16 protein-coding genes are annotated in these 12,995 nt (G+C 57.8%); 14 read left to right on the top strand and 2 right to left on the bottom strand.

Translation table 11 applies throughout. From position 1 onward, the window contains the following. The first annotated feature begins 120 nt into the window (after positions 1-120). Together ELQ88_RS27785 and ELQ88_RS27780 are read left to right on the top strand one after the other, a co-directional pair. Entirely contained in the window at positions 121-606 is a 486-nt protein-coding gene (locus tag ELQ88_RS27785; protein ID WP_007906601.1) for a YajQ family cyclic di-GMP-binding protein, read from the top strand. 134 nt (positions 607-740) lie between these two features. Next, the gene (locus tag ELQ88_RS27780; RefSeq protein ID WP_138968924.1) at positions 741-1,583 is read left to right on the top strand and encodes a mechanosensitive ion channel family protein; all 843 of its coding nucleotides are present in this window, start codon (positions 741-743) and stop codon (positions 1,581-1,583) included. A gap of 140 nt (positions 1,584-1,723) precedes the next feature. Here the strand turns inward: ELQ88_RS27780 and ELQ88_RS27775 are convergent, their stop codons facing one another. Continuing rightward, on the bottom strand, positions 1,724-3,052 hold the full coding sequence (locus tag ELQ88_RS27775; protein ID WP_138968923.1) for an OprD family porin: 1,329 nt from the start codon (positions 3,050-3,052) through the stop codon (positions 1,724-1,726). Between the two features lie 261 nt (positions 3,053-3,313). Between ELQ88_RS27775 and ELQ88_RS34210 the strand changes: the two genes are divergently transcribed. From ELQ88_RS34210 to ELQ88_RS27765, 3 genes are all read left to right on the top strand, one after another. After that, positions 3,314-3,481 (top strand): hypothetical protein, encoded by a 168-nt coding sequence (locus ELQ88_RS34210; RefSeq protein ID WP_161599990.1) that lies wholly within the window; start codon positions 3,314-3,316, stop codon positions 3,479-3,481. Positions 3,482-3,955: 474 nt separating this feature from the next. Then, positions 3,956-4,384 carry an HIT domain-containing protein gene (locus tag ELQ88_RS27770; protein ID WP_128872323.1) on the top strand — a complete coding sequence of 143 codons (429 nt, stop codon included), beginning with the start codon at positions 3,956-3,958 and terminating at the stop codon, positions 4,382-4,384. Between the two features lie 3 nt (positions 4,385-4,387). Next, positions 4,388-4,594 carry a SlyX family protein gene (locus ELQ88_RS27765; RefSeq protein ID WP_128872293.1) on the top strand — a complete coding sequence of 69 codons (207 nt, stop codon included), beginning with the start codon at positions 4,388-4,390 and terminating at the stop codon, positions 4,592-4,594. Positions 4,595-4,669: 75 nt separating this feature from the next. Here ELQ88_RS27765 and ELQ88_RS35020 read toward each other — a convergent pair whose 3' ends face one another. Then, positions 4,670-5,272 (bottom strand): cold-shock protein, encoded by a 603-nt coding sequence (locus tag ELQ88_RS35020; RefSeq protein ID WP_128872292.1) that lies wholly within the window; start codon positions 5,270-5,272, stop codon positions 4,670-4,672. A 490-nt stretch (positions 5,273-5,762) separates the two neighbouring features. Here ELQ88_RS35020 and ELQ88_RS27755 point away from each other — a divergent pair, with 490 nt between their 5' ends. The 9 genes from ELQ88_RS27755 (at position 5,763) to tolQ (ending at position 12,980) form a co-directional block, all read left to right on the top strand. Beyond that, positions 5,763-6,101 (top strand): ribbon-helix-helix domain-containing protein, encoded by a 339-nt coding sequence (locus ELQ88_RS27755; protein WP_128872290.1) that lies wholly within the window; start codon positions 5,763-5,765, stop codon positions 6,099-6,101. Between the two features lie 135 nt (positions 6,102-6,236). After that, entirely contained in the window at positions 6,237-6,458 is a 222-nt protein-coding gene (locus tag ELQ88_RS27750; RefSeq protein ID WP_003209804.1) for a zinc ribbon domain-containing protein, read from the top strand. A gap of 122 nt (positions 6,459-6,580) precedes the next feature. Then, positions 6,581-8,356, top strand: a complete 1,776-nt coding sequence (gene aspS, locus ELQ88_RS27745) for an aspartate--tRNA ligase (RefSeq protein WP_128872289.1) — start codon at positions 6,581-6,583, stop codon at positions 8,354-8,356. A gap of 123 nt (positions 8,357-8,479) precedes the next feature. After that, positions 8,480-9,226, top strand: a complete 747-nt coding sequence (locus ELQ88_RS27740; RefSeq protein ID WP_008072427.1) for a YebC/PmpR family DNA-binding transcriptional regulator — start codon at positions 8,480-8,482, stop codon at positions 9,224-9,226. A 157-nt stretch (positions 9,227-9,383) separates the two neighbouring features. Continuing rightward, complete coding sequence (gene ruvC, locus ELQ88_RS27735; RefSeq protein ID WP_128872288.1) at positions 9,384-9,908, top strand: crossover junction endodeoxyribonuclease RuvC; 525 nt, start codon at positions 9,384-9,386, stop codon at positions 9,906-9,908. Between the two features lie 115 nt (positions 9,909-10,023). Continuing rightward, positions 10,024-10,638 (top strand): Holliday junction branch migration protein RuvA, encoded by a 615-nt coding sequence (ruvA, locus tag ELQ88_RS27730; RefSeq protein WP_064679388.1) that lies wholly within the window; start codon positions 10,024-10,026, stop codon positions 10,636-10,638. After that, entirely contained in the window at positions 10,639-11,700 is a 1,062-nt protein-coding gene (gene ruvB, locus ELQ88_RS27725) for a Holliday junction branch migration DNA helicase RuvB (protein WP_128872287.1), read from the top strand. It begins immediately after the preceding gene. A gap of 127 nt (positions 11,701-11,827) precedes the next feature. Then, positions 11,828-12,295 (top strand): tol-pal system-associated acyl-CoA thioesterase, encoded by a 468-nt coding sequence (gene ybgC / locus ELQ88_RS27720; protein WP_128872286.1) that lies wholly within the window; start codon positions 11,828-11,830, stop codon positions 12,293-12,295. Then, positions 12,285-12,980, top strand: a complete 696-nt coding sequence (gene tolQ, locus ELQ88_RS27715) for a protein TolQ (RefSeq protein WP_046049659.1) — start codon at positions 12,285-12,287, stop codon at positions 12,978-12,980. Before ybgC ends, tolQ begins: the two co-directional genes overlap by 11 nt. The last annotated feature ends 15 nt before the right edge of the window (positions 12,981-12,995 follow it).

Genomic DNA, 12,995 nt, shown 5'->3' with positions numbered 1-12,995 from the left:
GCGCGCATGGGAGGCTCGCAGTGAATGATGGGAAAGACCCGTTATAATCAGCGCGGATTTTAACCGCAAGCCAGGCGTGCTCCATCGTGATCGAGCACGCCCTTTTATTGGAGAGATTACATGCCGTCGTTCGACGTGGTATCCGAACTGGACAAACACGAAGTCACCAACGCGGTCGAGAACGCCGTCAAGGAACTCGATCGCCGTTATGACCTGAAAGGCAAGGGCACCTTCGAGTTCAAGGAAAAGGACCTGACCGTCAACCTGACCGCCGAGGCCGATTTCCAGCTTGAAGCGATGATTGAGATCCTCAAGCTGGCCCTGGTCAAGCGCAAAATCGATGTGCAGTGCCTTGAAGTCAAGGATGCCTATGCCTCTGGCAAGCTGATGAAGCAGGAAGCGGTCCTCAAGGAGGGCATCGACAAGGAGCTGGCGAAGAAGATCGTTGCCCACGTCAAGGACGCCAAGCTCAAGGTCCAGGCTGCGATCCAGGGTGAGCAGGTGCGCATTACCGGCAAGAAGCGTGACGACCTGCAAGAAGCCATTGCCGCCCTGCGCGCCAAGACCTTCGACATGCCGCTGCAGTTCAACAACTTCCGCGACTGACCGTTCAGGCGGGAACCTCTCGGCGTTTTCGGCGTCCGAGGCCCGATGGCAGAAACGATCGAGCCCGCCAGGGGCGGGTCTTTTCTGCCGCTCATTTTTCGCGTGCCGGGTAGCCGGGAATCAGGAGAAAGAAGATGGATTTGAATGCTGAAGTGGACAATCTGGTCAAGGCATCCCAAGCCTGGATTCCGATGATCATGGAATACGGCAGTCGTGTACTGCTGGCGATCATCACCCTGGGCATCGGCTGGTGGCTGATCAACAAAGTGACGCAAAAGCTCGGCGGGCTGCTGGCGCTGCGTAACGCCGACCTGGCGCTGCAAGGCTTCATCAGCAGCCTGGCGAACATTATCCTCAAGGTGCTGCTGATCGTCAGCGTGGCCTCGATGATCGGCGTGGAAACCACTTCGTTCGTTGCCGCCATCGGTGCGGCGGGTCTGGCCATTGGCCTGGCCTTGCAGGGCAGCCTGGCGAACTTCGCTGGCGGCGTGCTGATTCTGTTGTTCCGCCCGTTCCGCATCGGCGACTGGATTGAAGCCCAGGGTGTGGCCGGCACCGTCGATAGCATCCAGATTTTCCATACTGTACTGCGCACCGGCGATAACAAAACCATCATCATCCCGAACGGCAATCTGTCGAACGGCATCATCACCAACACTAACCGTCAGCCGACCCGCAAGGTTGTGTTTGATGTGGGCGTGGATTACGAAGCGGACTTGCAGAAGGCCCGTGAAGTACTGCTGGAGCTGGCGAAGGACCCGCGTGTATTAGCCGAACCCGCTCCGCAAGCTGTGATTTCCACTTTGGGCGACAGTTCGATTACTGTTTCCCTGCGGGTGTGGGTGAAGACCGCGGACTACTGGGATGTGATGTTCATGTTCAACGAACAATCGCGCGATCGTCTGAGAGCCGTCGGCATCGATATTCCGTTTCCGCAGCGGGTCATTCGAGTCGTTCAGGACTCCGCGCCGGCGTAATGAACCGTTCAGTTCATGTTTGGCTTTTCGGTCCGGGGTGTTCAACAGAACCCGATTCGTAAAGCACACTGCAGTCGCAATAAAAAAGGCCCATCCGAAGATGGGCCTTTTTTTTATTACCGCAAACTAACTGCTTTCGATTACAAGATCGACAGCGGGTAGTCGACGATCAGGCGGAACTCTTTAATGTCGCCTTCGCCTTGGTCGCTGTTAGCGAAGTGCCATGCCTGACGGATACGGAAGGACAGGTCTTTCGCCGGGCCGTTCTGTACAACGTACTTGGCTTCGAAGTTGGTTTCGTTGTGCTTGCCGTCTTCACCGTACAAACCAGCGTAAGCGCTGCCTGCTGGAGTGTTGGTGCCGTCGATATCCCAACCTTTTACGTAACGGGTCATGAAGCTCAGACCAGGAACGCCGTATTCTGCCATTTTCAGGTCGTAACGGATTTGTGCCGATTTCTCGTTAGGACCGTTGAAGTCGGAGTACTGGATGGAGTTGGCGAGGAAGATCGAGTCGCCGCCGCGGTTGTTTTTGCCCACACCGATGTAGTCGAACGGAGTGTCGCCGTTGACCTTTTGGAAGCCGACGGTGATGGTGTGCGCTTTCAGGAACGAGTAAGCGGCTGCCAGGGAGAACGTGGTGTTGCTGATATCACCCGCTTTGGCGTCGCCGGTATCGGTGGTGTTGTAAATGTTACCGTCCAGGTTAACCGACTGATCGTCACCCATCGGGATGGTGTAGTTCAGGTTGGCGTAGTACTGGTTCCAGATGTCTTCCAGCTTGGCGCCGTAAAGCGATCCGCTCAGGTTTTCGGTAATGCCGTACTTACCACCGAAATAGTCGATCTTGTTGGCTTCTTCGCTGGCGTAGGTTGCCCACAGACCACCTTTGCTGGAGTTTTTGTCCTGGCTGCTTGCCGAGTAGAAGTGACCGGCTTCGAGGTCAAGGTCTTTGATTTCGCTGCTCTGCAGTTGGAAACCGGTGGCAGTTTGCGGCAGGATACGGGAACCACCAACAGCGAACACTGGCGAAGTGCTTGGCTGCATCTCACCGAATTTCAGCTCGGTTTTGGATATGCGCGCCTTGACGGCTGCGCCGGCTTTGCCTTGGCTATCGTTAACTTGGCCATCTGCGTCGCGGCTCATGTTGCCCGTGCCGCCCGTGCCGTCGCCACCGTCCAGTTTGACTGCCAGGTAACCGAACGCATCAACGCCGAAGCCTACGACACCTTGGGTGTAACCGGAGCTCAGGTTGCCCCAGAAACCTTGTGTCCAGTCTTTCTGGTCGTTGCCGCCGTCTTTGTTATCACGGTTGAAATAGTAGTTGCGAAGCAGCAAGTCGAATTTTGCGTCTTCAACAAAACCTTTGGCTTCGGCCTGGTCGCCTACGAAAGGTGCGGCCGTTGCCAATTGAGTACCGGCTGCTGCTGCAACTGCCAGTGCGATCATGCTCCACTTCATCACGCGCATCGTGATTTGCTCCTTTGGTTTTTAGAAGAGTACTGCCGTCCCACCTGTTTTATTATCTGGGCGGCTCTTTCTTTTTGTGTCGGCGCAAACTTATATCACGCCGACCATGTTGGCGATACTTGCGTACCTCACCTTTCAGCTTCTTTACGACCCTGTCGCAAATAGCTGGGTAGATGTCGCAAATTTACAACCCCGACGCAAGTGGATTGACAACTTCAGCGTCGTTTTTCCGGGCTTGAGTATCGGTAAAAAGAGTCCCTGGTGAAACGTTTGAATCTCCATCGGGCAACCCTGCCACTGTTTTTATGTGCCTTGAAGGCTTCCGCTTCCAGCGGACGCTTTAAAGGCGATGAGGGTGTGAATGCAACAAGCGTGCACAAATCAGAAATCTCTTGCGATATTTTTCTGAAGGCCTGCCTGTCGCGGTAAAAACCTCATGAAACCTAGGGTTCAAGCCTGTTTTGTCGGGCCTTGACGCCATGAATTGCATGGTGTTGCGTCACCTTGGCCGTCGACGCGACCACCAAAAACGTTACCGGTTCACCCCTCCTGTGAGTAAACGGCGGATGCCCGTCGCATCCAGCGTAGACGCACTGTGCGGTTTTGGTGCAAAAAATCCTGATCGCTGTGCTGATTTCACACAGTGCCGCCCTCTGGAAAATTCGAACGCATCGTTGTTAATCAGTCATTTCGGCGTTTTTTCGTCTGCGCCGGTTCCGTGTTGGTGCGTCTCGATGAAAAATGTCCCAGCTTGGGTCGCTTGTTCATGCTTGGGCTCGCTTTGATGGGTTTCGGCGTGAAGCACGCGCCGATCGCGGGTATGCTGCCGTCCTGTCGCTTGGTGCGCCGTCCCACCGGACGGGCGCTAAGCTGAAAATGAATGACCAGGCGGGAGTGCGCGCGATGTTCGCTTTAGATCCACGACTTCAACAAGACACGCTACCGATCGGGGATTTCCCGCTTTGCCGGTTGCTGTTGTCCAACGACTCGAACTATCCCTGGTTCATCCTGGTGCCACGCCGCGAGGATATCAGCGAGATATTTCAGTTGGATGTCGCAGATCAACAGCAGCTGTGGCAGGAAACGACTGCGCTGGCGGAAACGCTCAAGGACTCGTTCGACGCGGACAAATTGAACGTCGCGGCCCTGGGTAACGTCGTCAGTCAGTTGCACATGCATGTGATTGTGCGCAAGCGCGAGGACGCGGCGTGGCCAGCCCCGGTCTGGGGCAAGCACCCGGCGTTGCCTTACAGTGCCGAACAGGTCGCGGCAATACGTGAGCGGCTGCGTCTGGTGTTAACCGATGATTTCACGTTTTTTCTGGAGGGCTGAATCATGAGCCTGGAAGCACGCGTTACCGATCTGGAGAGCCAGATGGCATTTCAGGATGACACCATCCAGGCATTGAATGATGTGCTGGCGGCACAGCAGCGGGCGGTTGAACGCCTGCAATTGCAAATGGCGGCATTGCTCAAGCGCCAGGAGGAAATGGTCGGCCAGTTCGAATCCTTCGAAGAAGAGGCGCCCCCGCCGCACTATTGAACCCGCTGGGTTCAATTGACGCGCAATAAAAAACCGCGAACAGCCAGGCTGTTCGCGGTTTTTTTCAGCCTTGAATCAGCGACGCGGCAACGCGGCGATCACATCTTCGGCTTGCAGGCCCTTGTCACGGTTCATGACGGAGAACTCAACGCGCTGGCCTTCGACCAGGACACGATGGCCTTCGCCCCGAATGGCCCGGAAATGCACGAAAATATCATCGCCGGAGTCACGGGAAATAAAGCCGAAGCCTTTGGAGGTGTTGAACCACTTGACGGTGCCCGTATCGCGGTTGCTCATGTCATAACTTGGCGACGCGGCGGCCGGTGACGATTTGTAGAAGCTGATGGCCAGGTGCAGGAGAACGGCGACCAGGGCAGCAAGCAGGCTGAACAGAACGGCAGGTTGACCGGCGATGACAGGCATCTTCGCGATCAGCGTCAGGGTTTGCAAGACAACAGCCAGGACCAGCAGGGCGCTGACCAGGTTTTGCAATTGATGACGCGTACCTTTGTTCCAGTAGGGAATGACAGGTGCAAGGGTGAGGTTGAGCAGGCCGAAAAAGGCCAGGTACAGCGCATCGGGTTGTTGCAGGTAAGGAACAGCTTCAGGTTGCAGGCTAGGGATGAAGGACAGCAGCAAGGCTGCTGCGCCCATTAGCAGGTGGACGATTTTCAACATTTTGATTAACTCACGTTAAGACGGATCACAAGGAAGAGCTGACGGAGCACGGTTCGCTTCAGAACAATAAGAGGCGTTGGACACGTACCCGCTATCAGCCTATGCGCAGCACCCGGAAAAATAGAGGCCGACGACACACTGCCTATTTAACAGCAAAGCTGCAGGCTACTCAAATCAAGGAGTCCGGCGGTTCACGGGCGCCGCGGATCACCGGGCTATCCAGGGTGTTCCGTTTATGCGCGGCTGGATCAGTAACAGACTCGAGCGCGGGCGATGCACGTCAGGTGTCGTTCGCGCTTGAATGATTTGGCATCAGGTTGTGTGGGAAAAGGTTCTGACCAGGACGGTCTCCATCATCTGTCTTCAGCTGTCGGCTTATCCTACGTTGATGGTCATAAAGTCATCTGGAGATAACTTTGCGCCTGCGCTTTTATAAGAATCGCAACAGGGCTCTTATACAAACCAGGTATGGCAAAGGAGTGTCACCGGTATGGTTAATGAAGGCAGGCAAAGCGAGGCAAGGGGGGGGCTACCCAAGGATATAAGGATCGATCCATTTGTCAGAGAATTCGATATGGGGCTGGCCGAGCCATTTTCCCGGTCCGTACGCTTGAATGGTTTTGCGACCTGTTTGCGGCTTGAACAGGTCTATTGGGATATTTTGGGCGAAATCGCCAAGGTCAATCGTTGCTCGGTCAGTACGCTGCTGTCTCATGTGGACCGTGAAGTGCATTTGCGGCACGGCGGGGTGAAGAATTTCAGCGCTCTGGTACGGGTTGTCTGTGTGGTGCATAGCCTGAAGGAAGGAAGTTGCCCGGCTACGGCCTAGCGGTGGCAGTGGAATGCTCGAGTGTCGATCTGTGCAGTCTTACGGCTGCACAGGCTGCATTTAATGGATATAATCCCGCTCTTTGCCGCAAAACCCAGCGTGAGCGGTAGCAATCTGATCGCCGAGACAACCCCCATGCCGATGTACGACTATCAATGTGCTTCCTGTGGTCATCAGTTGGAAGCCATTCAAAAGATCAGCGCAGCACCGCTGGTCGACTGCCCTGCCTGCCAGGCGCCAGAGCTTAAGAAGATGCTGTCCATGCCGGGATTCCGCCTCAGCGGCAACGGCTGGTACGAAACCGATTTCAAGACCGGTTCGAAGAAGAACCTGGCCGGCGGCGACAAGGCCGACTAGGGTCAGGAACCTGAGTTGAACGACACGTGCGAGCTCTTGCATCGTCTGGCGCCTTTCACAGGGGCAGGATACGGGCAAGGTCTCCAACCGAATTTCGAATTACGAGAAGTGAAACTACTACCATGATGCGCAGCCATTATTGCGGCCAACTGAACGAAAGCCTGGAAGGCCAGGAAATTACCCTTTGCGGATGGGTTCACCGTCGCCGTGACCACGGTGGGGTGATTTTCCTCGATATCCGTGATCGTGACGGTCTGGCCCAGGTGGTGTTCGACCCGGACCGCGCTGAAACCTTCGCCGCCGCCGATCGTGTGCGCAGCGAGTACGTGGTCAAGGTCACCGGTAAGGTCCGCCTGCGTCCGGCCGGTGCCGGCAACGCCAACATGGCGTCGGGCATGATCGAAGTGCTGGGCTACGAGCTGGAAGTGCTGAACGAAGCGGAAACCCCGCCGTTCCCGCTCAACGAATTCTCCGACGTCGGCGAAGAAACCCGCCTGCGTTATCGCTTCATCGACCTGCGTCGTCCTGAAATGCTCGAGAAGCTGCGCCTGCGTTCGCGCATGACCACCAGCATTCGTCGCTACCTGGACGAGAACGGCTTCCTCGACGTCGAGACGCCGATCCTGACTCGCGCCACCCCGGAAGGTGCTCGCGATTACCTGGTGCCGAGCCGTACTCACGCAGGTAGCTTCTTCGCCTTGCCGCAATCGCCGCAGCTGTTCAAGCAACTGCTGATGGTGGCCGGCTTCGATCGCTACTACCAGATCGCCAAGTGCTTCCGCGATGAAGACCTGCGTGCCGACCGTCAGCCTGAATTCACTCAGATCGACATCGAAACCAGCTTCCTCGATGAAAAAGACATCATCGGCCTTACCGAAGGCATGATCCGCAACCTGTTCAAGGAAGTGCTGGACGTGGAATTCGCCGAATTCCCGCACATGACCTGGGACGAGGCCATGCGCCGTTACGGTTCCGACAAGCCGGACCTGCGTAACCCGCTGGAACTGGTTGACGTTGCCGACCAGCTCAAGGACGTTGAATTCAAGGTCTTCAGTGGCCCGGCCAACGATCCGAAAAGCCGCGTTGCCGCTCTGCGCGTACCAGGCGGGGCGAGCATGCCGCGCAGCAAGATCGACGACTACACCAAGTTCGTCGGCATCTACGGTGCCAAGGGCCTGGCGTACATCAAGGTCAACGAGCGCGCCAAGGGTGTCGAGGGGCTGCAATCGCCTATCGTCAAGAATATCCCTGAAGCAGCCCTGAACACGATCCTTGATCGCGTTGGCGCGGTTGACGGCGACATCGTGTTCTTCGGCGCCGACAAAGCCAAGATCGTCAGCGAAGCCCTGGGCGCGCTGCGGATCAAGGTCGGTAACGATCTGAACCTGCTGACGTGCGAGTGGGCACCGATGTGGGTCGTCGACTTCCCGATGTTCGAAGAGAACGACGACGGCAGCTTCACCGCCTTGCACCACCCGTTCACTGCGCCGAAGTGCAGCCCGGAAGAGCTGGAAGCCAACCCGGCAACCGCGCTGTCCCGTGCCTACGACATGGTGCTGAACGGCACCGAGCTGGGTGGCGGTTCGATCCGTATCCACCGCAAGGAAATGCAACAGTCGGTGTTCCGTCTGTTGGGTATCAGCGAAGCGGAACAGGAAGAGAAATTCGGCTTCCTGCTCGACGCCCTGAAATACGGCGCGCCGCCGCACGGTGGCCTGGCCTTCGGTCTGGACCGTCTGGTGATGCTGATGACTGGCGCCCAGTCGATCCGCGAAGTGATCGCCTTCCCGAAAACCCAGAGCGCGGCTTGCGTCATGACGCAGGCTCCGGGTCTGGTCGATGCCAAAGCATTGCGCGAACTGCACATTCGTCTGCGCGAAACGCCAAAAGCTGAGTAAGGCTGACCTTGCGGGCGCATCTTCGGATGCGCCCTTTCTTTATAGGCAGGTCGAGATTTTTATTTGCCGGCTGGCGCGTCATGGCGTGGCGGGCAATGTTTCAAAGAGAATTCGGAGCGAGATATGGCGGGTCATTCCAAGTGGGCGAACATCAAGCACCGCAAAGAACGTCAGGATGCCAAGAAGGGCAAGATTTTCACCAAGTGGATTCGTGAGCTGACGGTCGCTGCCCGTCAGGGTGGCGGCGATCCGGGTTCCAACCCGCGTTTGCGACTGGCGCTGGACAAGGCCCTTGGCGCGAATATGAGCCGGGACATCATCGACCGTGCGGTGGCCCGCGGTGCCGGTGCGGCCGATACCGACGACATGGTCGAACTGACCTACGAAGGCTACGGCCCAGGGGGTGTGGCGGTGATGGTCGAGTGCATGACCGACAACCGCAACCGTACCGCCGCGGCTGTGCGCCATGCGTTCAGCAAATGCGGGGGCAACCTCGGTACCGACGGTTCGGTGGCTTACCTGTTCGAGCGCAAGGGCCAGATCTCGTTCGCGCCAGGGGTCGATGAAGACGCGCTGATGGAAGCGGCCATGGAAGCCGACGCCGATGACGTGGTCACCCACGAAGACGGGTCCATCGACGTGTTCACTTCGTTTGCCGGTTTCTACTCGGTGCGTAACGCCCTGGAAGCCGCCGGTTTCAAAGGTGATGACGCGGAAATCGTGATGCTGCCGACCACCAGTGCCGAACTGGACCTGGAAGGCGCCGAGAAGGTGCTCAAGCTGATCGACATGCTTGAAGACCTGGATGATGTGCAGAACGTTTATTCCAACGCGGACATCCCGGAGTCAGTGGCCGCACAGCTCGGATAAGGGCAGCTATTATTCAATGTGGGAGCGGGCTTGCTCGCGAATGCGGATTTTCAGGCAACATTGTTGCTGAATGTGGAACCGTATTCGCGAGCAAGCCCGCTCCCACATTTGTTATTCGTGTATTGAATACCGTGTTTTTTCTGAACCCGCAGGCGTTATGACTTTAATTCTTGGTATCGACCCCGGTTCGCGCATCACCGGTTATGGCGTGGTATGTGATACCGGCCGTGGCTGCGTATACGTGGCATCGGGCTGCATCCGCACCGGTTCCGGCGAGTTGCACGAACGCCTGCAAATCGTCTATCGCAGCGTGCGTGAGGTCATCCAGACCTACGGGCCGGTGACCATGGGCATTGAAAAGGTGTTCATGGCGCGCAACGCCGACTCTGCGTTGAAGCTCGGCCAGGCCCGCGGCGCAGCGATCGTTGCCGGTGCCGAAGAAAACCTGGAAATCGCCGAATACACCGCCACCCAGGTCAAACAGGCCGTGACCGGCACCGGCGCGGCCAATAAAGAGCAGGTGCAGATGATGGTCATGCACATGTTGAAATTGACCAGCAAGCCGCAAATCGATGCCTCGGACGCCCTGGCCATTGCCATTTGCCATGCCCACACCCGTTCCAGCCTGTTGCCGCATGGCCTGGGCGCGGCACGCAGTCGTGGCGGGCGCCTGCGTCTCTGATAGCATCAACAATCATTTTTTATGGAGCGGGGGTTTTGCGCCTGGGTCGTCGGCGCAAAACCCTTGTTCCGTCAGTCGCCAGCACTGATCTGGCCAACGCTCAAGGATCTGAAACGTGATTGGACGCTTGCGCGGCACACTGGCTGAGAAACAGCCGCCGCACCTGATTCTGGATGTAAATGGTCTGGGGTATGAGCTGGAAGTGCCCATGACCACGCTGTATCGCTTGCCGTCGGTCGGTGAACCGCTGACCTTGCACACCCATTTAGTCGTACGCGAAGACGCGCAGTTACTCTATGGCTTCTTCGGCAAGCGTGAGCGAGACTTTTTTCGCGAGTTGATCCGTCTCAATGGTGTAGGGCCGAAACTGGCCCTGGCCTTGATGTCGAGTCTGGAAGTCGATGAGCTGGTGCGTTGCGTGCAGTCCCAGGACACCTCGGCCCTGACCAAGGTGCCGGGCGTGGGCAAGAAGACTGCCGAGCGTTTGCTGGTGGAACTCAAGGACCGCTTCAAGGCCTGGGAAACGGTACCGGCGATGTTCGCCCTGGTGCCAAACCAGCCGGGCGGGCCGGACGCGGCTCCGGTCGCCACCGCCGAAAATGACGCGGTCAGCGCGCTGATTTCCCTGGGCTACAAGCCGCAGGAAGCCAGCAAGGCGATTTCCGCGATCAAGGAGAAAGGTTTGAGTAGTGAAGACATGATTCGTCGCGCCCTGAAGGGAATGATTTAAGTGATTGAAGCTGACCGTCTGATCGCCGCCACGGGTGCCCCCCGTGACCGCGAGGAAGTCCAGGACCGGGCCATTCGTCCCGTCAGCCTGGCCGAATACATTGGCCAGCCGACCGTTCGCGAGCAAATGGAATTGTTCATCCAGGCGGCCCGTGGACGTAACGAGTCCCTGGACCACACATTGATCTTCGGCCCGCCGGGTCTGGGCAAGACCACCCTGGCCAACATCATCGCCCAGGAAATGGGGGTGTCGATCAAAAGCACGTCGGGCCCGGTCCTTGAGCGCCCGGGCGACCTGGCTGCGCTCCTGACCAACCTTGAGCCGCATGATGTGCTGTTCATCGACGAGATCCATCGACTCTCGCCGATCGTCGAAGAAGTGCTGTACCCGGCGATGGAGGATTTCCAGCTCGACATCATGATCGGCGAAGGGCCGGCTGCGCGCTCGATCAAGCTCGACCTGCCGCCATTCACCCTGGTCGGCGCGACCACGAGGGCCGGCATGCTGACCAATCCGTTGCGTGACCGTTTCGGCATCGTCCAGCGCCTTGAGTTCTACAGCACCGCCGACCTGGCAACGATTGTCGGCCGTTCGGCGAACATTCTCGGCTTGCCGCTGGACCCGGAAGGCGCCTTTGAAATCGCCCGTCGTGCCCGCGGCACCCCGCGGATCGCCAACCGCCTGTTGCGCCGGGTGCGGGACTATGCCGAGGTTCGCGCCAAGGGCCATATCACCAAGCCGATCGCCGACCTGGCCTTGAACCTGCTGGATGTCGATGAGCGTGGCTTCGATCACCAGGACCGACGTCTGTTGCTGACCATGATCGAGAAGTTCGACGGTGGCCCGGTCGGGGTCGATAGCCTGGCAGCCGCGATCAGCGAAGAGCGTCACACCATCGAAGACGTGCTGGAGCCGTACCTGATCCAGCAGGGCTACATCATGCGCACACCGCGGGGGCGGGTGGTGACGCGGCATGCGTATCTGCATTTCGGTTTAAACATTCCGTCACGATTGGGCGAGATGCCCGTGGTAGACGAGTTCCTCGATGCAGTGGACGATTAATTAACTTTTGCGCGTTGAATTTTCGGGCATTGTGCTGTCCTAGGACCGTACTTTCGCGAGAAAGCCGCAGAACAATGAAAAACAGTTGCCTGGCCGGATTGGCAACCTGAGGAGTAAGCACTAGAGTATGCGCGCGCAAAACGGGCTTGGGCCTTTCGCATTTCGTTGTCGCGTTTATTACGAGGACACCGATGCGGGCGGCATCGTGTATTACGTCAATTACCTCAAGTTTATGGAACGGGCTCGAACCGAGCGGCTCCGGGAGCTGGGCTTTGCCCAGTCGGCGCTGGCAGGTGAGGACCTGTTGTTTGTCGTGCATTCCAGCGAAGCGCGTTACCACGCGCCGGCGCGACTGGACGACGAGCTGCTGGTAAGCGCCGAGGTAATCGAATTGAACCGTGCCAGTCTGCGTTTCAAGCAGCAGGTCAGGCGGGCTACGGATGATGTGCTGCTCTGTGAAGGGCAGTTTCTGGTGGCCTGTGTGCGCACTGACAGTTTAAAACCCCGGGCCATTCCCGAAGCTCTACGTACGGCCTTTGCCGACGTGAGCGGCGCGGGTACACACTCAAAGCAGGAGATAAAGCGTGGAAGCTAACGTCGTCGACCATTCCTCCATGTGGAGCCTGGTCAGCAATGCCAGTATCGTGGTGCAACTGGTAATGCTGATCCTGGTAGCCGCATCGGTGACCTCATGGATCATGATCTTTCAGCGCAGCAACTTGCTGCGCGCCGGTCGGCGTGCCCTGGAGAGCTTCGAGGAGCGTTTCTGGTCGGGCATCGATTTGTCCAAACTCTACCGCCAGGCCGGCAGCAACCCTGATCCGGATTCGGGTGTCGAGCAGATTTTCCGTGCCGGTTTCAAGGAATTCTCCCGTCTGCGCCAGCAGCCTGGCGTTGATCCGGAAGCGGTCATGGAAGGCGTGGCCCGTGCCATGCGCGTCGCCATTTCCCGTGAGGAAGAGAAGCTCGAGCAGAGCTTGCCGTTCCTCGCCACCGTCGGTTCCGTCAGCCCCTACATCGGTCTGTTCGGTACGGTCTGGGGCATCATGAACTCCTTCCGTGGCCTGGCCACTGCCCAGCAAGCGACCCTGGCCACTGTGGCCCCAGGCATCGCCGAAGCGCTGATCGCCACCGCGATCGGTCTGTTCGCCGCGATCCCGGCCGTTATCGCTTACAACCGTTTTGCTGCCCGCAGCGAAACCCTGCTGAGCCGTTACTACACCTTCGCCGATGAATTCCAGGCGATCCTGCACCGCAAAGTGCACACCAGCGAAGAATAAGCAGGTAATTTCCAA

The sequence above is a fragment of the Pseudomonas sp. MPC6 genome, from assembly GCF_006094435.1.
Taxonomy (GTDB): domain Bacteria; phylum Pseudomonadota; class Gammaproteobacteria; order Pseudomonadales; family Pseudomonadaceae; genus Aquipseudomonas.
The sequence above is the reverse complement of the archived record's forward strand: the minus strand, read 5'-3'. Positions and strand labels throughout refer to the sequence as shown.